The sequence below is a fragment of the Aeromonas sp. FDAARGOS 1417 genome (genome assembly GCF_019046985.1).
Classification (GTDB): Bacteria; Pseudomonadota; Gammaproteobacteria; order Enterobacterales; family Aeromonadaceae; genus Aeromonas; species Aeromonas veronii.
Map to the genome: position 1 here is coordinate 3,839,869 of NZ_CP077221.1, position 18,971 is coordinate 3,858,839.

The window sequence follows — 18,971 nt, forward strand, 5'->3', positions numbered from 1 at the left end:
TATAGCGAGAACGGTCAGCCCTTGGGCTGACCGTTTTGTTATGTGGTGGGATTAAGCGGTTTTACTGCTGCTTTAGCCGCGCTGGAGCGTGGGATCTCCGATGGCGTAGATCTGCTCCACCGCCGTCTCATCCGCCAGCAGGCGCAGTCCTTGGGCGGCCACATCGGCACGGCGTACCAGTCCATGGACCTCCTTGCCCTGACTCAGCTCGGCGCGGCCGGTGGCGTCGCCATCCTGCAGGCCCGCCGGGCGCAGAATGGTCCACGCGAGGGCGCTGGTCTGCAGCCAGCTCTCCGCCAGACTCTTGAGACGTACCTCGTGACCGAAGGCGGCGCGGGCCCGCTCCGGCAGATACTGCCAGCTGTCGCCACAGCCGAGGGAGGTGACCAGCAGCAGCCGTTTCAGGCCTGCCTGCTCCATGGCATCAATTACATGGCGGTTGCCCTGATAGTCCACCGGCGCGGCTTGACGGAAGCTGCCGAGGGTAGAGACGACTTGTGCATTTTGCCCTGCCCGGACACATGCCTGCTGCACCGCAGCCAGATCCAGCGCATCCCCTTCGATCACCTCAACTCCCAGCGCACTCAGTTCGGTGGCCATCTCGGGGTTGCGTACCAGCGCAACGACCCGGTGACCCTGGCTCAGGGCGTGATGAGTAAAGGCGCGGCCCAGCCCGCGGCTGGCTCCGAAAATCAGTGTGGTTGGCATAGATGAGCTCCCTTGGCAAAAGGGGCTAGCCTAGTGGCTTGTTCGCCTACTGTAAATGAGAGTTGTTTCTATTTGTGAGCTGACAGGGAGGAGAGAGTGCGAGCCGCCAGCGACTCGCACTCTTTGGGAGGGATCAGCCGTTGTAGTTGCCGATGCTGGGGCGACGGCTTGGGCCACTCAGGTGGATATCCACCGGATTGAATGCCTTGATCGCCTCATAGCTGAAATCACCGATCGCCTGATGCAGGCTCTGGGGCGTGTGGTTGGTGATGATGATGACGCTCTTTGACAGGTTGCGACGGCGGCGCAGCAGGTGGCCGAGGAAGCTGGACTGGCTCTCCGCCATTTTGGCGCGGTTGGCCGATACCTCGTCGATGATCAGCAGATCCACCTCTTCCAGTGCGCGGCGGTACTGGTTGCGCTCATCCTGGTCGGGGATGACGTTGAAGAACAGCCGATCGACGATGGAGGCCCACTGCTGGAAGATCACCGATTTCTGGTGACGGGCGATCAGCTCATGCGCCACCGCTCCCGCCAGCGTTGACTTGCCGGTGCCGTAGTCGCCGTAGATCAGCATGCAGCCGCCACCGCTCTTCTCCCAGTGCTCGAAGCCGCTGATAAAGTAACGGGCTGTTTCGATGGGGTATTGCAGCGCCGGGTCACCGGCATCCATCTTGTCAAATACCCAGTCGGGGTTGAGGTCGGCCTGGGCGATCAGCTTCTGGATCCGCTCCTGACGGGCTGCCTTCTGCAGCTCGCGCACCTCGGCGTTGGCCTTGGCGTCATACTCCTTGCGCAGGGTCTCGTAGTCATACTGGCCGCCACCGGTCTCTTGTTGCAGGCGACGAATGCGCTCCAGCAGGCCACCCACATGGCGGCTCAATTCCGGGTCGTGAATGCGGTGATCCTGCTTGGCCTTGGCGATCTTCTGGCGCTTGGCTTCGATCTCTTCCAGCTCCTGGCGCAGGGGATCTTGCGGGTCAGTCATGGAATGCTCCTTCTGCTCGATCAGGGATGGGTAGACAAGGGGTTGATTCTGCCTGCAGGCGGGGGCCGCTATCAATCATTATCCGGCTCCTGCTGCGCTGCGGGTTCTTGCGTCTGCTGTTGGGCCAGTCGCTTGGCCTCTTCGATCATCTGTTGGGCCCGTTTGCTGGGGCCCGGCTCCGCCGGGGGCGGAGTCACCTGCTGGTAGCCCTGCACCTCCATCGGTTTGCGACGGGTATAGCGGCGGGTCTTGAGGGCGCGAATGAACTTGAGCATCCATTGATGCTGGGAGTCGAACACCTCGGGGCGCCCTAGCCAGTAGGCGATAAACTCCCCCAGATCTTCTTCGCTATAGCTGGCATCGATCACCCCGCACAGACGGGCGAGGGCGGGCAGCTCTTCGTCCGGTCGCCACTGCAGATGCATCTGGAAAGGGCGCTCCGGCAGCGGGCTGCGCAGTTTCTGGGTCAGCAGCGGCAACTGAAACGGGCACTGGTGGTAGTGCTCATTCTCGGGCTGCGCCTCGACCTGCAGCAGACCAGCCTCCATCAGTTCATCGAACAGCTCGGTGAGCTGGCGGGCATTGACCTGAAACGAGAAGCCGCAGGGATCTCCCGGATCGGCCACCGCCAGCGCCCGACCCAGCTCGGGATAGTTGAGCCTGGCCGCCTGATTTTCCAGTACCAGTCGGCGCAGCTGCAGGGTGTAGAGACTGCGAGCCGGATGGGACAATCTGGGGTGGGCAAGGGCGCTGTATTCGGCTGGGGTCATGGTCTTCTTCACGAGCTGGAGTGGGGGGCATTATCCCTTATGGCGCCCACTTGCACAATTCGGATGGCGGTCGTAGTCGTGGGGCCTCCCGAGTGAATAGAGCTGCGCGGACGGATGGGGTTCTCTTGATGCCATCGTATGATTGAGGTCTACTTTTGACGCAGGGTTTCCGCGCTGACCGCACTTTTGAGCTAGTCTTAATACCTAAATAACCAATTGACTAATAAGAGCTTTATCAAGATGTCAAAAGCCGGGCTACGGATCCTGGTGGTGGAGGACGAGGCTGTTTTTCGCCACTCGTTAGTAAGTTACCTCGCACGGGACGGGGCAACGGTCTTTCAGGCCGAAGATGGTATTGAGGGGCTATCGGCCGCTGCTCTCTACCATCCTGATGTGGTGTTGTGCGATCTCAATATGCCCAATATGGACGGCCACGAGGTGATCGCCTGCCTCTCTGCGCGCTATCCCCATATTCCGGTTATCGTCATTTCGGCCCAGAGCACCATGGAGGCAGTCGCCAGCGCCTTGCGTGCCGGTGCGCGGGACTATCTGCTCAAACCCCTTGAGGATTACGCGCTGGTAGAGCGCAGCATTGAACAGTGTCTCAACGGCAGCGCCAACCGGGCGCAGCAGCTGGAGCTGATGGATCACATCGACTATTTCAGTGCCCATGACAAGGCGGCTAGCCGCCTGCTGGCGGGGCTCAAGCCACCGGGCTTGCAGGAGTGGGGTCCCTGGCAGGTCACGTTCAAGGGGCTGGGGCAGTTGTTTATTCCAGATACCTTTAGGGTGGAAGACAAGCTGTTGGTGCTGGTGATGGAGCTGCCCATCATGGGTACGGATGCGGCATTTTGTGGTGCGCTGGTGCGATCCTTGATGAACGTCCCCTACCGCCAGTTTCAGCAGAACGAGAGCCGGTTGCTGAGCCAGCCGCACCGGTTGCTCGACTACCTCAACCATCAGTTGATGGCGTCCGGGCTTCGCCACTCTTTTGCCATGGCTGCGCTGCTGTTTGATCAGCATGATGGGTTGGTGTTTGCCAACGCAGGGCTCACCTCTCCCCACTGGCTGATGCGCTCCGGCGGCCTACCCCTTGGTCTGATGCGCAGCAGCCACTACGCCCTGCACAAACGCAGCTGGCATGAACCGTTCGCCCTGCAGTTTCGCAGCGACAGCGGCGGCTCGCTGGATGTGCAGGTTCGTCATCACTGATGCCGCATGACAATAAGCTAAAACAAACAGGGCGCCGATGGGCGCCCTGTTTGTTGTTTACAATCCTGACCGTTTAGACGGTGGCGGAGTGCAGTTTCTTCTCTTGCGCTTGCGGCTCTTTGGCCGGGCCTTCGGCACCGTGCATCCAGTAAACCAGGCGGTTGGCCATGGTCAGCAGGATCAGGGCGCTCAGTATCGCAGCCAGGGCGATGCCACCGAAGATGGCGATCGGACCGGCTTCACCTACGAAGGAGCCGATAAAGCCCGCAGCGTAGTTGGCCAGGGCAACGAAGCCAAACCAGGCCCCCATCATCAGGGAAGCCAGACGCAGCGGAGCCAGTTTGGTCACCATGGAGAGGCCGATCGGGGAGAGGCAGAGCTCGCCCAGGGTGTGGAACAGGTATGCGCCAACCAGCCAGAACATGGAGGTCTTGACGGTGTTGTCACCACCCTGCTGCAGCACGGCACCGACCATGAACAGGAAGCCGATAGCCAGGAACAGCAGACCCATGGCGAATTTCACCGGAGAGTTCGGCTCTTTCTTGCCGAGCTTGATCCAGATGGCCGCAACGACCGGTGCCAGAGTGATAATGAAGAAGGGGTTCAGGGACTGGAACCAGGCAGTCGGCACTTCGAAGCTGCCGATCATGCGGTCGGTATACTCCTGGGTGTAGAGGTTCATCAGACCACCGGCCTGCTCGAAGCCGGCCCAGAAGATGATGGTGAACAGACCCAGTACCAGAATAACCTTGATGCGATCCACTTCCTGCTTGGTCAGCGGTGCTTTCTGCTCGGTAGTACGCAGGGCGGCTGCGCGCTGGGCGGCAGTGACGCGACCGATGTCACCCAGGAAACGCTGGGCCATGGTGGCCTGGATCACCAGAGAGAGCAGCATACCGATACCGGCGCCGACGAAGGCGGCTTGCCAGCCGTAGGCGGTGGCAGCAGCACCACAGATCACGCCTGCCAGCAGGGAACCCAGGTTGATACCCATGTAGAAGATGGTGAAAGCACCATCACGGCGGTGATCGCCCTCTTCATAGAGGTCACCCACCATGGTGGAGATGTTCGGTTTGAACAGGCCGTTACCCACGATCAGCAGCGCGAGGCCCGCGTAGAACATGGTGTTGACCATATCCGGGAACATGGCGTGGGGCAGTGCCAGAGTGAACTGACCTGCGGCCATCAGCACGGCACCGATCAGGATGGCGCGACGTTGACCCAGGAAGGTGTCAGCCAGCCAGCCGCCGATCAGCGGAGTGATATAAACCAGACCGGTATAGATACCGTAGAGTTTGAGGGCATCTGCCTGACTCCAGCCCAGACCGCCGTTGGCAGTCAGGTCGGTCAGATAGAGCACCAGCACGGCACGCATGCCGTAATAGGAGAATCTCTCCCACAGTTCGGTACTAAAGAGCAAAAAAAGCCCTTTAGGGTGACCTAAAAAGGTCCCTTTTGACGGGTTATTCATTGGAACTTCCACCTGTGTCTTATATTTTTTTGAGTTTTTTATGCAAGGGCGAGAAACACGCCTCAATCCTTATAGAGCATGTGTGAATAAATTACAACATTATGATTTGCTGAGAGTTTATTTACTCTTGATTGATTTTTTGTTGCAAAAATGAAAAAGGAGCATCATTTGATGCCCCTTAAATACGTCTATAAAAAACAGATTTATCAGCGATTACAACTGCTTGACGAACTGCTTCAGCCAGCCGATGAATTCACCATTTAGCTCGTGATGGCGCACACCATATTCCACATTGGCTTTCATGTAACCGAGCTTGCTGCCGCAATCGTGGCTCTTGCCCTTCATGAAGTAGGCGTTGACTTGCTCCTGCTCCATCAGCATGGCGATGGCGTCCGTCAGCTGGATCTCGTCACCGGCACCGGCCGGGGTTTTCTCCAGCAGCGGCCAGATATTGGAGGAGAGGACATAACGACCCACCACCGCCAGATTGGAGGGAGCTTCGTCACGGGGTGGCTTCTCGACAATGGCCTGCATCGGCAGGGACATCCCCTCGCTCAGAGCCTCGCCCTTGATGTCGGCGATGCCATACTTGTCCACTTCGCTCTCGGGAACCGCTTCCACCATGATCTGGCTGATCTGGTTCTCTTCGTACATGTGCACCATCTCGGCCAAGTTGTCCTGCTTGGGGTTGCTGGCAACGTCGTCGATCAGCACATCCGGCAGCAGCACGGCAAACGGGTTGTCACCGATCAGCGGACGGGCACACAACACAGCGTGGCCCAGACCTTTGGCCTCGCCCTGGCGGACGTGCATGATGGTGACGTCTTTCGGGCAGATCTGTTGCACCTCTTCCAGCAGCTGACGCTTGACTCGCTTCTCGAGGGTCGCTTCCAGTTCGAAACTCTTGTCGAAGTGGTTTTCGATGGAGTTCTTGCTCGAGTGGGTGACCAGAATGATCTCCTTGATCCCGGCGGCGATAGCTTCGCGCACTACGTACTGGATCAGCGGTTTGTCGACCACCGGCAACATCTCTTTCGGGATGGCCTTAGTGGCTGGCAGCATACGGGTACCCAGACCGGCTACCGGGAGCACGGCCTTACGAACAACAAGAGGAGTTTTTTTCATGGAAAACTATCCAGCGGGATTAAAGTGCGGCAATCATACCCCAAGAAAAATGGGGCAGCCACAGGCTGCCCCATTTGCAACTGATCCATTCGACTTTATTTGACTATTATCATGTCCCTGTTGGCTTCCAGCGTGGCCGGGCCAATGCCATTGACATCCGCCAGCTGATCGACCGAGGTGAACTTTCCCTGTTTTTCCCGATAGTCGACGATGGCTTGTGCCTTCTTGTCACCAATCCCTTTCAGGCTGGTGAGTTCGGCAAGGGTGGCGGTATTGATATTCAGCTTGCCGGACTCCTTGGCAACCGCGGTCGTGGTTGTTTGCTTGGGCGCTGCCTTATCTACGGCCAGCACAGGTTGGCTGAACAGGGGCAAGCAGGCCAGCAGCATGACAGCAGAGAGCTTCTTCATCAGCATTTCCATTCCTCCATGATGTGGATATTGCCGAGTGGCACATTGATGAATAGCGTATCGAACGGGTCTTTTTCACTGTTATTTCTAACAGGTCAAATCCTCATGCCGATGGCGAAATATTTGCTATAAGCGCTTCACTATGAATGCCCTCATAAATCCAACCGTATGATCTTGAATCTATTTTAGATACATCTTTAAGGTGGCGGGCACGCTTTCCCGCGGCGCTACGCCCGAGACATTTCTGGCACATCACATGGCATTGTTCTGTGCAACACTGCGCTGATGGCATGTTTCACTGGTCTTCAAAAGAGAACCAATAAAAAAGGCTGCTCACCTGGGGTGAGCAGCCTTTGTGATCGGTTTTTTCAGACTAAAGCTGATTAGGCTTGTTCGTCAGCCTGGGCAGCCTGGATACCGGTCAGGGCGATGGTGTAGACGATGTCGTCAACCAGGGCGCCGCGGGAGAGGTCGTTGACCGGCTTGCGCATGCCTTGCAGCATCGGGCCGATGGAGACCAAGTCAGCGGAACGCTGTACCGCTTTGTAAGTGGTGTTACCGGTGTTCAGGTCCGGGAAGACGAACACGGTGGCTTTACCGGCAACTGGTGAGTTCGGTGCCTTGGACTTGGCCACGTTCTCCATGATGGCCGCATCGTACTGCAGCGGGCCGTCGATGATGAGGTCGGGGCGCTTGGCCTTGGCCAGCTCGGTCGCTTCACGCACTTTCTCTACATCGGCACCGGCGCCAGAGGTACCGGTAGAGTAGGAGATCATGGCGACGCGCGGCTCGATGCCGAAAGCGGCAGCAGAGTCGGCGGACTGGATGGCGATCTCGGCCAGCTGCTCGGCAGTCGGATCCGGGTTGATCGCGCAGTCACCGTAGACCAGCACCTGGTCAGGCAGCAGCATGAAGAAGATGGAGGAGATCAGGGAAGAGCCCGGAGCGGTCTTGATGATCTGCATCGGCGGACGGATGGTGTTGGCAGTGGTGTGCACCGCGCCGGATACCAGGCCGTCAACTTCATTGCGCTCCAGCATCATGGTACCCAGTACCACGTTGTCTTCCAGCTGCTCGCGGGCAACCACTTCGGTCATACCCTTGTTCTTGCGCAGCTCGACCAGACGCGGCACATAGCGCTCGCGCACAACGGCCGGATCGATGATCTCGACGCGATCGGTCAGAACTACACCCTGCTGCTCGGCAACGCGACGGATCTCTTCCGGGTTACCCAGCAGTACCGGACGGGCTATGCCACGCTCTGCACAGATGGCGGCAGCCTTGATGGTGCGCGGCTCGTCGCCTTCCGGCAGCACGACACGCTTGTTGGCCTGACGGGCCAGCTCGGTCAGCTGATAACGGAATGCCGGCGGGCTCAGGCGACGGGAACGGGTAGAGCTGACAGTCAGCGACTCGATCCAGTGCTTGTCGATGTGGCCAGCGACGTAGTCCTGTACCAGCTCGATACGCTCGCGGTCATCTTCCGGAATATCGACGTTGAAGTTCTGCAGGCTGACGGCGGTCTGCCAGGTGTTGGTACCGGTCATCATGATCGGCAGGCCGGTGGCCATGGCCTGTTGGCACAGCGCCATGACCTGCGGCTCCGGATGATAGTTACCGGTCAGCAGCAGGGCGCCCAGCTTGACGCCGTTCATGGCGGAGAGGCAGGCAGAGACGATAACGTCAGAGCGGTCGCCGGAGGTGACCAGCAGGCTGCCCGGACGGAAGTGCTCGACCATGTTGTGGATGGAGCGGGCGCAGAAGGTCACGGTCTGCAGGCGACGGCTGTCTAGCTCGCCCTTGTGCAGGATCTTGGCAGCCAGATGCTTGGCGAGATCCTTGGCGCGCGGGGCGATCAGCTGGGTGTTCCAGGGGATGCAACCCAGGATGCGCAGCGGGCTCTTGCCGAATACTTGCAGTACTTCCAGGTTGTGAGCTGCGTCAGAAGCGTGGTGATGGGCTTCGAACATCTCGGTCAGGTCAGGGCGGGTTACGCCATGCTCGTCAACCGGCGCGCCAACCTTGTTGATCACGCAGCCAACGATACGGGGGTTGTTGACACCACCGAAGTTGGAGCAAGCCAGTTCGATGCGCTCTTTCAGCTTCTGGCTGGAGTCATGGCCCGGATGGGTCACGAATACCATGTCGGCATCCAGAGCTTTAGCGACGTCGTAGTTCAGCTTGTTGGCAAAGGGCTGCTTGTCGGTCGGCACCATACCTTCGACAACCAGCACTTCGGCACCACTGGATTTCACGTGCTCTTCGAAGCGGGCAACGATCTCTTCCAGCAGGATGTCGGTGTTGCTGGAGCTGATCATGTTCTCGGCGTAGGAGAGGGTGAACGGCTCGGGCGGGTTGATGTTGGCAGCAGCGCGGATAACGGCGGTTGAGCGCTCGGCACCGGTTTCACCCGGACGCGGCTGGGCAACCGGTTTGAAGAAGCTGACATTGACACCGTGACGCTCCATGGCGCGAACAACGCCCAGACTCACGGAAGTTACGCCGACACCAGTGCCGACCGGGATAAGCATAATAGTGCGTGCCACTTTATACCCCTTGTTCATTTTTTGGGATCAGGAAAAGGCCGCCCTGGTGGGCGGCCTCGAGTTACTGCGTCAATTAAGCGCCGACCAGTTCCAGCGCGTCGTGGGCGATAACCCACTCTTCGTTGGTCGGGATAACCAGGGCCTTGGTAGAACCAGCCTTGGTGATCTCGCCACCCTTGCCGAAACGAGCCTTCAGGTTGGCGTCGTGATCAACGTCAAAGCCCAGCAGACCCAGCTTGTTCAGGGTGATTTCACGGATCGGGGCAGAGTTTTCACCGATACCACCGGTGAAAACAACGGCGTCCAGACGACCGTCCATGGCGGCAGCGTAGGCGCCGATGTACTTGGCCAGGCGATAGCAGTAAACGTCCATAGCACGCTTGGCTTCTTCTTTGCTGTCGTAGTTGTCTTCAACGAAACGGCAGTCGGAGGTCACTTCGGTCAGACCCTGCAGGCCGGACTCTTTGGTCAGCATGGTGTTGATATCGGCCACGCTCATGCCCAGCTTGTCGTGCAGGAAGAAGATGATGGCCGGATCCAGATCACCGGAACGGGTACCCATCACCAGACCTTCCAGCGGAGTCAGGCCCATGGAGGTATCAACAGATTTGCCGTTCTTGATAGCGCAGACGGAACCGCCGTTGCCCAGGTGGCAGTTGATGATGTTCAGCTCTTCAACCGGCTTGTTCAGCTGCTTGGCAGCCTCCAGGCTGATGTAGTAGTGGCTGGTGCCGTGAGCGCCGTAGCGACGGATGCCGTTCTCTTTGTAGAGCTTGTACGGCAGGGCGTACAGGAAGGCTTCTTCCGGCATGGTCTGGTGGAACGCGGTATCGAATACGGCCACGTTCTTGTCAGCCAGCGCCGGGAATACGCGGCGAGCTTCACGAATACCGATCAGGTGAGCCGGGTTGTGCAGCGGTGCATACGGAACGGCGGCTTCGATGCCGGCAATCACGTCTTCGCAGATGACCACGGAAGAGGTGAAGCGCTCGCCGCCGTGAACAACACGGTGACCGATGGCGATCAGGTTCTTGGACAGTTCCGGATTGAGCGGCAGGATCTTGTTGACGATGAAGTCCAGCGCTTCCTGGTGAGCGGCACCCGCGCCCAGATCGGCACTGCCTTTCTCGCCATTCAGTTTCCACTTGATGCGGGCGTCGTCGAGGTTGAAGCACTCGGCCAGGCCGGACAGCAGGTCATCACCGGTGGTTGCGTCAATGACGGCAAACTTCAGGGAAGAGCTGCCACAGTTAAGAACAAGAACCAGCTTACTCATGAATAAATCCTATCGCAGATTGGGTTGTGTAGGCGGATGCGTTGGACGCGGTGCGGCCAAAAACTTTCAACTTATCCTTATGAGGGTTGGCAATCTGTTGCTTGCCCCTTGTATAGTGATACAAGACCCGAAATCCAGACGTCCCTGACAGGTCAATAGCAAGAAGCTTTTGACGCAAAAATGGGCGTACAAAGGATAACCCGATTGTTGAAAAATAACAAAGTCATCCTCAACCTTTGTTACTTTGCATCAAATTTTGTCGAGGTTTTGCCGTTGGTACGTTCAAAAAGCGCTCGGAGGTAGTATGAGCATGAACATTTTTGGAACTAAGTTACAGCAAGGCCGCCATTATATGACGCTTTGGCCGCGCCGTCCCGAGCTCAATTCGATGTTTCCTGAAAATCGGGTGATCAAGGCGACCGAGTTCGCCCTCAAGGTGATCCCCGCGCTGGCGGTGCTGAGCGTGATGCTGCAGTTCCAGTTTGGCGAGCTGCACTACTGGCCTTCCGTTATCACTTCCGTGCTGTTTCTGCTCAGTTTGCCGCTGCAAGGTTACTACTGGCTCGGCCAGCGTGCCGACACCCGTTTGCCACCTTCGCTGGCGAGCTGGTATCGGGAGATCAACGGCAAGATGAACGAGCAGGGTGGACGCCGCCAGCTGGTGTCTCAGCCGCGCTATGAAGAGCTGGCCGATACCCTCAAGGCCGCCTTCCAGCAGCTCGATAAATCCTTTCTCTACGAATAACCCGTTTCAGATGCAAAAAGGCGCCAGTGGCGCCTTTTTTGTTGCGGTCTGCGTGAGGGATCAGGCCGCCAGCACCTTGCGGATCTCCTGGATGGAGAGCTTGTACTGACGTGGACACTGACGCCACACCTGCAGCATCCGCTGGTACTTGTCGCGCATGGCGATGTCGCTGGAGAGCTCATCGCACGGGCACTTGAGCTCGGGGAAGCGCTTGTCCACCTCCAGCAGGAAGCAGACGTAGTCAGCCAGCTCACGCTCCTGGCTGCGGCTGTAGCCGTTGAACTCCAGACGGCTGGCGTTGATCTCGCCCTGATCGGCTGCATCCAGATTGCCCCATGAGATGGCCAGTGCGTGGTGCAGCTCCAGGGTGTCGATCACCTCTTGGCAGGTCGCCAGATCCAGATGGCCGAAGCTCTTCTCCAACTCGAGGATCTGCAGGCAGTAGCCGCGCTCGATGATGGTGCTGGCGCGCTGGTAGACGTCCGCTTTCTCCGGATTGAGTTTCGCCAGAATTTCGTACTGGTTGCTCAGGATCAAACGCTCAGTGTTGCTCATGTTCATGGGATATCTCGCTGGAAGATGATTCTGGGGCCACGTTAACCCATATATAAAATGAATTTTTTGATCTGGGCGGGGGAGTTGGTGAGAAAAATCCGCTGGCAAGGGGCGGCTGAGCAGACGAAAAAGGCCTGCATGGCAGGCCTTTCAATGACGCAGGGGAGGATTATCCCTTGAGGAAATCCAGTACCACCTGATGGTGATCGCTGGTTTTGAACTTGTCGAAGTGGTGGGCAATCTTGCCCTCTTCATCGATCAGGAAGCTCTGACGGTGAATGCCGTCATACTCCTTGCCCATGAACTTCTTCGGGCCCCAGACGCCAAAGGCATCGGCGACGGCGTGGTCTTCATCGGCCAGCAGGGTGAAGTTGAGCTGGTCCCGCTCTTCGAACTTTTTCAGCCGTTTGGCCGGATCCGGGCTGATGCCAAGTACCACCACATTGAGGGCGGCCAGCTCGGCGTTCACATCGCGCAGGCTGCAGGCCTGGGTGGTGCAGCCGGGGGTCATCGCCTTGGGGTAGAAATAGACCAGCACCTTCTTGCCGCGCAGGCCAGCGAGGCTGACCTGATTGCCATTCTGGTCGGGCAGGGAGAAATCGGGGGCGGGGCTGCCAGCTTGTAGTGGTTGCATGGGGTCTCCTCGGGTAAAACGCCCTCAGGCGTGTTTGCGATTGACGATAAACTCGAACGATTCGGCACCCAATTGACGACAGAATTCGGCGAAGGCGGTTTGCGAACCTTCCACTTCACCCTCTCTGGCCAGATTGAGCTGAAAACTGATCTTCAGCAGGTTGAACGGCTGCTGCTCCAGGGTCATGGATTGCATCGCCTGAATGTTCCAGCCATGTTCGCTGAAGAACTGGGTGCACTGGCTTACGATGCCGGGCTCGTCGCGGATCAACAGGTCGGCACTGGCGCGGACGTCATACTGCAGGGACTGGTGGCGTTCGGTGCGTTTCATCATGGTGATGAGATCCCACTCCTGGCTACGCAGGGGCAGGCTGATTTCGAGTTGCATCATGCTGTTCCAGTCGCCCGAGAGCAGCATGATAAAGGTAAATTCATTGCCGAAGATGCCAAGGCGGCTGTCCACAATGTTGCAACCACAGCCACTGACGTGGCGGGTCACTTCATTGACGATGCCAGGCCTGTCCGTGCCGATGGCCGTTACGACCAGGTAGTGAGTCATAAATCTTCTCTCGTCCGTTATTTCGTTGCGAAAGCCGCGCTGGCAAGCCAACCCTCCGGCCCTGATGACCACTCCCTGAGGGACGCTGCCGACTTTCGTTCATTACTTTTTGTTCCGGATGGTATCACGGCTTGCCCCCTCTCTCCCTTGTTTTTCAAAGGGGGCAGCTTTACCATTACGCCCCTGAAAATCGGGAGAAAAGTCCATGTTACGCGGTAGTATTGTTGCGCTCGTTACCCCCATGCTGGCTTCAGGTGAAGTCGATTGGGCCAGTCTGGCCAAACTGGTCGACTATCATGTCAGCGCCGGGACCAGCGCCATTGTTGCGGTGGGTACCACGGGGGAATCGGTGACCCTGAGCGAGCAGGAGCATATCGCCGTCGTTGAAAAGACCGTTGAGTATGCCGCCGGACGCATTCCCGTCATCGCCGGTTGCGGCTCCAACAATACTGCCCATGCCATTGAATTGGCAAAGCGACTGGCCAAAACCGGCGTGGTGGCGGGTCTCTCGGTGACTCCTTACTACAACAAGCCCACTCAGGAAGGTCTCTATCGCCACTATTGTGCGATCGCCGAGGCTAGTGGTCTGCCCCAAATTCTTTATAATGTGCCCGGTCGCACCTGTTGCGATCTCAAACCGGAGACCGTGGCTCGTCTGGCCAAGGTTCCCGGCATTATCGGTTTGAAAGAGGCAACCGGCGATTTGAGCCGCACCCCGCTGCTGCGCGAGCTGTGCGGGCCGGAGTTTGCCCTTTACAGTGGCGACGATGCCACTGGTTGTGATTTTATGCTGCAAGGTGGCGATGGCGTGATTTCGGTCACCACCAATATTGCAGCGGCCCAGATGGCCGACATGTGTCGTGCTGCGCTGGCCGGTGATGCCGGGCAGGCGCATGACATCAACAATCTCTTGATGCCGTTGCACAAGACTCTGTTCTGCGAACCGAGCCCCACCCCGGTGAAATGGGCCTGTGCCCAACTGGGGTTGATTGCAACAGCCACCTTGCGCCTGCCGCTGGTTGACCTCACCCCCGAGGGCGAACAGCTGATGGCGCGAGCACTGACCACTGCGGAGTTGATGGCGAGTGTTTAAATCTAATGGAAAGGGAAATAGAGCCCGTCTGGTGCTGAGCGTTGCGACTGTGGCCGTATTGGCCGGTTGCAGCACCCCCCAGGATCGCAAAATGGCCAACCGCGACTTCGATTATGAAGATGCCCGCCTCGAGGGCCGCGCGTTCTTGATCCCCGCAGGATTGAGTGCCCCCACCTTCAACAGCCAGTACGACATCCCGCCGCTTCCCGAGAGCAGCCGTGAAGGTGCCCTCGGCGCCCAGGTCGATGTGCGCCCGCCAGCCCAGCTGCTGACCGTGGTACCGGGCAGCCAGGTGGTGCAGAGCGCAACCGAACCGACCGTTGCCTTCTATGCCCTGAGCACCAGCCAGAGCGTGGAGCGCGATACCTGGTCGTTCCTGATGAACTTCCTGGCCAAATACAAGGTCACCACCGAGAAGCTGGATCAGCAGGATGGCGTATTGCAGACCGGCTGGTTTGACAACACGGTCGCCCTCGATGGCTGGGGGGAAGATGACGAAGACTTCAAAATCCGTCAGCGTTACCAGTTCACCGTGCGCAACGATGCCCAGCGCCACGCCGTCAATATGTCGGTCCGGGTACTGGATCACGAAGAGACCATCGACGGCGAGACCAGCAACAAGCTGACCCCTGCCGATGCCCAGCGCTATGCCGCGCGAGTGCTGAACCAGTTCTCTCTCTATTACGACAGCCAGCTGAAAGCCCGCGAGCAGCACAAGTCCAACGATGGCATGGGTCTGCAACTGGGTCTGGACAACAACGAACTGAGCGCCTGGATTGCCGAAGGCTCCTTTGATCAGGTGTGGCGTCGCCTCAATCAGGTACTGCCCGCTTACGGTTTCACCATCAAGGATACCCAGCAGTCACTGGGCTGGATCGACGTCGAGTACGAAGAGCCGGGTGCCGAGTTCTGGAAGGCGAAAGGGAGTGAGCCATTCAAACTGGAGGAGGAGAAATACCGCTTCCAGCTTGGCGAAATGGCGGGAGGCAAGACCTCCATCACCCTGTTCGACAAGGACAAGAAGCCGGTATCGTCCGGGGTTATCTCCCAGATGTATATCAGCCTGTCCGAGGCGTTCGCCAAGGGGCTGGCCGATCAGGCAGCAGCAAAAGCAGAATAAATACAGGGGCCTTGTGCCCCTGTTTTGTTATCTGAATCCCCCTGAAAACGCGGGGATTCCGAGCGGTTTTCGATGATGCGAGCCCCCTTGCCAGCCCGTTGCAAACAGAGCGCTCAGGTGAGGAACTCGCGATGTTTACCCCCCACAAACAGGAAGTGTTATTAGCTATGAGTCTTGCAGATCAAGTATTGGCGGTGAATGACGATTTGCCGATCCGTACCGATAAACCTGTCCATTCCGGCAAAGTGCGCAGCGTCTACTGGTTGACCCCCGAAGACAGTGCCCGGCTCATAAAAGAGAAAGGCTATGATGTGCCGGCCGATGCGCCTCTCGCCCTCATGGTGATCAGCGATCGCATCTCGGCCTTCGATTGCATCTGGCAAGGTGTGGATGGCCTGAACGGCGTGCCGGGCAAAGGGGCGGCGCTCAACGCCATCTCCAGCCACTGGTTCAAGCTGTTCAAGGAGAAGGGACTGGCCGACAGCCACATTCTGGATATTCCGCACCCCTTCGTCTGGATCGTGCAAAAAGCCCGTCCGGTGATGATCGAGGCGATTGCTCGCCAATACATCACCGGCTCCATGTGGCGTGCGTACAAGGATGGCGAGCGCGAGTTCTGCGGCATCACCCTGCCGGAAGGGCTGAAAAAGGATCAGAAGCTGCCGGAAATTCTCATCACTCCGTCCACCAAGGGCGTGCTGACAGGGCTGGATGGCGTGCCGGAAGCCGATGATGTCAACGTCTCCCGTGCTGATATCGAGCGCCATTATAAAGGCTTTAACTTCAGCAAACCGGCCGACATCGACCGTTACGAAGTGCTGCTCAAAGAGGGCTTCAACGTCATCAGCGACGCGCTGGCCGGGCTGGATCAGATCTTCGTCGATACCAAGTTCGAGTTTGGTTACGTCCACGATGCCGCCGGCAACGAAAAGCTGATCTACATGGACGAAGTGGGCACCCCCGACAGCTCCCGTATCTGGGATGGCGCCGCCCTGCGCGACGGCCAGATTGTCGAGAAGTCCAAAGAGGGTTTCCGTCAGTGGCTGCTCAACCACTTCCCGGATCCGGACATCCTGCTTAACAAGAACCGCATGCCGGAACGTTTTGCCCTTGCTCGCGACAACAAGCTGCCGACCGAAGTGATGATGGATATCTCCAACACCTATGTCGGGATCGCCGAGAAGATCATCGGCCACAAGCTGGCGCGTTCTGCCAATCCCAAGCTGGAGATCATCGAGGTGCTGCGCGATCAGTACGGTCTGATCGACTAAGGGTTGCTCTCTTTTTTTTGTCGTCAACAAACAAACGTTTGCTGATAGTGAGGGATATAGGCAGAGAAACAGACGGGCCCCGCTACGGGGCCCGTTTTTATTGCTGGTCTGGCGGCAAGCGAGCGGCGATCAGCCGTTGACTCTGAACACCTGACCGGTCTGGATGCCCAACACCGACTTCTTGTAAGCCTGCGCCACCTTGGCGGCTGGCACCGGCACGAACCCCGGGAAGAAGTCGGCGTATTTGTCCATCGACTCCGCCAGCACGGTGGGGCTCACCACGTTGATGCGAATGCCCCTTGGCAGCTCGCAGGCGGCCGCTTTCACAAAGTGATCGATGGCGCCGTTGACGGTGCTGGCGCTCACGCCCCAGTTGATCGGCTCCTCGCTCAGAATACCGCTGATCAAAGTGATGGAACCCTTGTCAGTCAGATAGGGAATGGCGGCTCGGGTCAGGTTGATCTGGCCCATCAGCTTGCTCTCCAGTCCCACCTGCCACTGCTCGTCGGTCATCTCGGTCAGGCCGTTGAAGGCCACGCTGCCGCTGGCCACCACCAGCGCATCAAACTGGCCTACTTGGGCAAACAGCGCCTTGATGGAGGCGGGATCGCGCATATCGACCGTGGCATCACCACGGCTGTGGCCGACCCGGATCACCTGATGATCTTTGGCAAGCAGTTCACTGACAGCGGAGCCGACGGTGCCGGAGGCACCCATAATCACAATTTTCATCTGCATCACTCCTGGTTGGGATGTATCGATTCTAGCGCAACAGAAAATGCGAAAAAGCGCGTAAAATAAACCCATTGTTTCCATATTGGAGCTAATGATGGATATCGCCCATCTGGCCAGCTTTTACGAGGTGGTGCTGCGCGGCAGTTTCTCGGCTGCTGCCGATACGCTGGGGGTCAGCAAGGGGATGCTGAGCCGCCATGTCAGCGCGCTGGAGACCTCCCTCAATGCACAACTGTTGCAGCGCACCACCCGCCGCCTCAGTCTGACCGAGGCGGGCAAGACCCTCTATCAGCAGGCGGGGGAGATCTTCGCGCTGGCTCGGCAGGCGGAGCAGGATATTCAGGCGCTGACCGAAGAGGATTGCGGACGACTGCGCTTTACCTGCCCGGTCAGCACCGGCGACCGCATGGTGAGCGAACTGCTGACCAGCTTTGCCGCGCTCTGCCCGGGAGTGGAGGTGGAACTCAATTTCACCAACCAGATGGTCGACATGAGTCAGGGAGAAAACGACATCGCCCTGCGCGCCATGAGCGAGGTGCCGGACAATCTGGTGGCCCTGCCGCTGGGGCGGCTCAAGGATGTGGTGGTGGCCAGCCCCGCGCTGGTGGCGCGAGAGGGGTATCCTGCCACTCCCTATGAGCTGAGCGGGCGCAGCTGCCTGTTGCAGGGGCACAATCCGGCCTGGGAGCAGTGGCACTTTATCCGTGAGGGGGAGGAGGCCCACATTCTGGTGCAGGGCAAGGTGCGAGCCAACCACTACAGCACAGTGTTGCAACTGGCGCGCGCCGGTATGGGCTATGCCAAGTGCCCGCTGATGCTGGTGGAATCGCTGCTGACGGCGGGGGAGCTGGTGTCCGTGCTAGATGAGTGGCAGAGCGGGCTGCATCAGCTCCATGTGCTGCATGCCCAGCAGCGACGGGTGCCACGCAAGATCCGGTTGTTCAAGCAGGTGCTGGCCCAGTGGTTTGCCGAGCGACCCCACTACCTGCTCTGAGCGGCGTTATTTTTCTGTCATCTTCGGCTGCTACCCTGCGCCCATCATCGGCATCAGGAAGATCAGCGGGAATGAAGAGTAATAGAGGGTTGACCGGTTTTGTGCTGCTCTGTGCAGTGTTGGGGGCTGGCAGTGTGCAGGCCATGGTGGAAGTGAAGGTGCCGGAGAATTTCCGCATCCTCGCGGTGAGCAACGGTACCTTGCAGGACGAGCAGCATGCCACCCTGGCGGATGGCGAGCAGCAACTGCTGGTGCGCTTCGAGGGGGTGATCCCCAGTCGCAGCAGCAGCGAGAATGATCGGCAGGTACGCTCCGAGCCGCAGGTGGTGCGCTATCAGGGCAGCAATCAGCATTTGCAGCTGACGGCCAGTGTACCGGGAGACGAGCAGGGGATGCAGGCCTATGCCAAGGCTCCTGTGGTGGCGTTGCAGGAGAATGGCCGCGCGCTTGCCATCCAGCAGGACGCACTGGTGACCAGCGGCATGCTGCTTGGGGTGGATTGGAACGGCAAACTGGCTGAATACAACCGCAGCGGCGGCAAGGCGGCGCTGACGGTTGGCGCCGTTGCTACGCAGCCAACGGCCACGGCCGCTGGTGGTGCTCAACCCGTTGTGGCAGCCAGCGAGCTGGAAGGGCAGTTGCAGCAGCTGTTCCTCCAGGCCGATCCGGCCCTGCGCAAGCGCTTTATCGGTTGGGCGGTCCCACAGCTTTAAGTTTTCTGCCCGTTGCAGTAACGTGGACACTCCTTTTTCAGGCGCTC

General features: G+C 58.6%; 19 protein-coding genes. 7 read left to right on the forward strand and 12 right to left on the reverse strand.

Going from position 1 to position 18,971, the window contains the following annotated elements:
* Window positions 1–72: 72 nt before the first annotated feature.
* The 3 genes from I6L47_RS17770 to I6L47_RS17780 all read right to left on the reverse strand — a co-directional run bounded on the left by I6L47_RS17770 (window position 73) and on the right by I6L47_RS17780 (window position 2,466).
* Window positions 73–708: an SDR family oxidoreductase gene (locus I6L47_RS17770; protein ID WP_216947994.1), complete on the reverse strand. Its 636-nt coding sequence runs from the start codon at window positions 706–708 to the stop codon at window positions 73–75.
* A 133-nt stretch (window positions 709–841) separates the two neighbouring features.
* Complete coding sequence (locus tag I6L47_RS17775; protein WP_005349200.1) at window positions 842–1,696, reverse strand: DnaA/Hda family protein; 855 nt, start codon at window positions 1,694–1,696, stop codon at window positions 842–844.
* A gap of 71 nt (window positions 1,697–1,767) precedes the next feature.
* Window positions 1,768–2,466 carry a DnaT-like ssDNA-binding domain-containing protein gene (locus I6L47_RS17780; protein WP_216947995.1) on the reverse strand — a complete coding sequence of 233 codons (699 nt, stop codon included), beginning with the start codon at window positions 2,464–2,466 and terminating at the stop codon, window positions 1,768–1,770.
* 240 nt (window positions 2,467–2,706) lie between these two features.
* Between I6L47_RS17780 and I6L47_RS17785 the strand changes: the two genes are divergently transcribed.
* Window positions 2,707–3,678 (forward strand): response regulator, encoded by a 972-nt coding sequence (locus I6L47_RS17785; RefSeq protein ID WP_129504686.1) that lies wholly within the window; start codon window positions 2,707–2,709, stop codon window positions 3,676–3,678.
* A 73-nt stretch (window positions 3,679–3,751) separates the two neighbouring features.
* Here the strand turns inward: I6L47_RS17785 and I6L47_RS17790 are convergent, their stop codons facing one another.
* The 5 genes from I6L47_RS17790 to I6L47_RS17810 all read right to left on the reverse strand — a co-directional run bounded on the left by I6L47_RS17790 (window position 3,752) and on the right by I6L47_RS17810 (window position 10,506).
* Window positions 3,752–5,149: a peptide MFS transporter gene (locus tag I6L47_RS17790; protein WP_005339123.1), complete on the reverse strand. Its 1,398-nt coding sequence runs from the start codon at window positions 5,147–5,149 to the stop codon at window positions 3,752–3,754.
* A gap of 213 nt (window positions 5,150–5,362) precedes the next feature.
* The gene (gene galU / locus I6L47_RS17795) at window positions 5,363–6,274 is read right to left on the reverse strand and encodes a UTP--glucose-1-phosphate uridylyltransferase GalU (protein WP_100654493.1); all 912 of its coding nucleotides are present in this window, start codon (window positions 6,272–6,274) and stop codon (window positions 5,363–5,365) included.
* Between the two features lie 95 nt (window positions 6,275–6,369).
* Window positions 6,370–6,690, reverse strand: coding sequence for a ComEA family DNA-binding protein (locus I6L47_RS17800; RefSeq protein WP_111900685.1), 321 nt, complete (start codon window positions 6,688–6,690; stop codon window positions 6,370–6,372).
* 377 nt (window positions 6,691–7,067) lie between these two features.
* Window positions 7,068–9,248: a phosphate acetyltransferase gene (gene pta / locus I6L47_RS17805; RefSeq protein ID WP_005339119.1), complete on the reverse strand. Its 2,181-nt coding sequence runs from the start codon at window positions 9,246–9,248 to the stop codon at window positions 7,068–7,070.
* 55 nt (window positions 9,249–9,303) lie between these two features.
* Window positions 9,304–10,506, reverse strand: a complete 1,203-nt coding sequence (locus I6L47_RS17810; RefSeq protein WP_005349210.1) for an acetate kinase — start codon at window positions 10,504–10,506, stop codon at window positions 9,304–9,306.
* A gap of 304 nt (window positions 10,507–10,810) precedes the next feature.
* Between I6L47_RS17810 and yfbV the strand changes: the two genes are divergently transcribed.
* Window positions 10,811–11,251, forward strand: a complete 441-nt coding sequence (gene yfbV / locus I6L47_RS17815) for a terminus macrodomain insulation protein YfbV (protein WP_005339116.1) — start codon at window positions 10,811–10,813, stop codon at window positions 11,249–11,251.
* A 60-nt stretch (window positions 11,252–11,311) separates the two neighbouring features.
* Here yfbV and I6L47_RS17820 read toward each other — a convergent pair whose 3' ends face one another.
* The 3 genes from I6L47_RS17820 to I6L47_RS17830 all read right to left on the reverse strand — a co-directional run bounded on the left by I6L47_RS17820 (window position 11,312) and on the right by I6L47_RS17830 (window position 12,998).
* On the reverse strand, window positions 11,312–11,812 hold the full coding sequence (locus I6L47_RS17820) for a YfbU family protein (RefSeq protein WP_005341125.1): 501 nt from the start codon (window positions 11,810–11,812) through the stop codon (window positions 11,312–11,314).
* Window positions 11,813–11,975: 163 nt separating this feature from the next.
* A complete protein-coding gene (gene bcp / locus I6L47_RS17825) occupies window positions 11,976–12,440 on the reverse strand; it encodes a thioredoxin-dependent thiol peroxidase (protein ID WP_005358255.1) in 465 nt (154 codons plus the stop codon).
* A 24-nt stretch (window positions 12,441–12,464) separates the two neighbouring features.
* The gene (locus I6L47_RS17830; RefSeq protein WP_005349229.1) at window positions 12,465–12,998 is read right to left on the reverse strand and encodes a glycine cleavage system protein R; all 534 of its coding nucleotides are present in this window, start codon (window positions 12,996–12,998) and stop codon (window positions 12,465–12,467) included.
* Between the two features lie 205 nt (window positions 12,999–13,203).
* Between I6L47_RS17830 and dapA the strand changes: the two genes are divergently transcribed.
* The 3 genes from dapA (at window position 13,204) to I6L47_RS17845 (ending at window position 16,482) form a co-directional block, all read left to right on the forward strand.
* A complete protein-coding gene (gene dapA, locus I6L47_RS17835) occupies window positions 13,204–14,091 on the forward strand; it encodes a 4-hydroxy-tetrahydrodipicolinate synthase (RefSeq protein ID WP_005349232.1) in 888 nt (295 codons plus the stop codon).
* A complete protein-coding gene (gene bamC / locus I6L47_RS17840; protein WP_216947996.1) occupies window positions 14,084–15,211 on the forward strand; it encodes an outer membrane protein assembly factor BamC in 1,128 nt (375 codons plus the stop codon). The genes dapA and bamC overlap by 8 nt, the downstream gene beginning before the upstream one ends.
* A gap of 167 nt (window positions 15,212–15,378) precedes the next feature.
* On the forward strand, window positions 15,379–16,482 hold the full coding sequence (locus I6L47_RS17845) for a phosphoribosylaminoimidazolesuccinocarboxamide synthase (RefSeq protein WP_254204765.1): 1,104 nt from the start codon (window positions 15,379–15,381) through the stop codon (window positions 16,480–16,482).
* 129 nt (window positions 16,483–16,611) lie between these two features.
* On the opposite strand, the gene I6L47_RS17850 is transcribed toward I6L47_RS17845, so the two are convergent.
* A complete protein-coding gene (locus I6L47_RS17850) occupies window positions 16,612–17,214 on the reverse strand; it encodes a short chain dehydrogenase (RefSeq protein WP_216947998.1) in 603 nt (200 codons plus the stop codon).
* Between the two features lie 97 nt (window positions 17,215–17,311).
* On the opposite strand from I6L47_RS17850, the gene I6L47_RS17855 reads away from it, so the two are divergent.
* The gene (locus I6L47_RS17855) at window positions 17,312–18,211 is read left to right on the forward strand and encodes a LysR family transcriptional regulator (RefSeq protein ID WP_216949383.1); all 900 of its coding nucleotides are present in this window, start codon (window positions 17,312–17,314) and stop codon (window positions 18,209–18,211) included.
* A 71-nt stretch (window positions 18,212–18,282) separates the two neighbouring features.
* Window positions 18,283–18,924, forward strand: a complete 642-nt coding sequence (locus I6L47_RS17860) for a DUF2057 domain-containing protein (RefSeq protein WP_216947999.1) — start codon at window positions 18,283–18,285, stop codon at window positions 18,922–18,924.
* The last annotated feature ends 47 nt before the right edge of the window (window positions 18,925–18,971 follow it).

Bases quoted from the DNA above. Each gene is read 5' to 3' on its own strand.
- I6L47_RS17770 (WP_216947994.1), bottom strand. From the start codon at position 708: ATGCCAACCACACTGATTTTCGGAGCCAGCCGCGGGCTGGGCCGCGCC.
- I6L47_RS17775 (WP_005349200.1), bottom strand. From the start codon at position 1,696: ATGACTGACCCGCAAGATCCCCTGCGCCAGGAGCTGGAAGAGATCGAA.
- I6L47_RS17780 (WP_216947995.1), bottom strand. From the start codon at position 2,466: ATGACCCCAGCCGAATACAGCGCCCTTGCCCACCCCAGATTGTCCCAT.
- I6L47_RS17785 (WP_129504686.1), top strand. From the start codon at position 2,707: ATGTCAAAAGCCGGGCTACGGATCCTGGTGGTGGAGGACGAGGCTGTT.
- I6L47_RS17790 (WP_005339123.1), bottom strand. From the start codon at position 5,149: ATGAATAACCCGTCAAAAGGGACCTTTTTAGGTCACCCTAAAGGGCTT.
- galU (WP_100654493.1), bottom strand. From the start codon at position 6,274: ATGAAAAAAACTCCTCTTGTTGTTCGTAAGGCCGTGCTCCCGGTAGCC.
- I6L47_RS17800 (WP_111900685.1), bottom strand. From the start codon at position 6,690: ATGCTGATGAAGAAGCTCTCTGCTGTCATGCTGCTGGCCTGCTTGCCC.
- pta (WP_005339119.1), bottom strand. From the start codon at position 9,248: ATGAACAAGGGGTATAAAGTGGCACGCACTATTATGCTTATCCCGGTC.
- I6L47_RS17810 (WP_005349210.1), bottom strand. From the start codon at position 10,506: ATGAGTAAGCTGGTTCTTGTTCTTAACTGTGGCAGCTCTTCCCTGAAG.
- yfbV (WP_005339116.1), top strand. From the start codon at position 10,811: ATGAGCATGAACATTTTTGGAACTAAGTTACAGCAAGGCCGCCATTAT.
- I6L47_RS17820 (WP_005341125.1), bottom strand. From the start codon at position 11,812: ATGAACATGAGCAACACTGAGCGTTTGATCCTGAGCAACCAGTACGAA.
- bcp (WP_005358255.1), bottom strand. From the start codon at position 12,440: ATGCAACCACTACAAGCTGGCAGCCCCGCCCCCGATTTCTCCCTGCCC.
- I6L47_RS17830 (WP_005349229.1), bottom strand. From the start codon at position 12,998: ATGACTCACTACCTGGTCGTAACGGCCATCGGCACGGACAGGCCTGGC.
- dapA (WP_005349232.1), top strand. From the start codon at position 13,204: ATGTTACGCGGTAGTATTGTTGCGCTCGTTACCCCCATGCTGGCTTCA.
- I6L47_RS17845 (WP_254204765.1), top strand. From the start codon at position 15,379: ATGAGTCTTGCAGATCAAGTATTGGCGGTGAATGACGATTTGCCGATC.
- I6L47_RS17850 (WP_216947998.1), bottom strand. From the start codon at position 17,214: ATGAAAATTGTGATTATGGGTGCCTCCGGCACCGTCGGCTCCGCTGTC.
- I6L47_RS17855 (WP_216949383.1), top strand. From the start codon at position 17,312: ATGGATATCGCCCATCTGGCCAGCTTTTACGAGGTGGTGCTGCGCGGC.
- I6L47_RS17860 (WP_216947999.1), top strand. From the start codon at position 18,283: ATGAAGAGTAATAGAGGGTTGACCGGTTTTGTGCTGCTCTGTGCAGTG.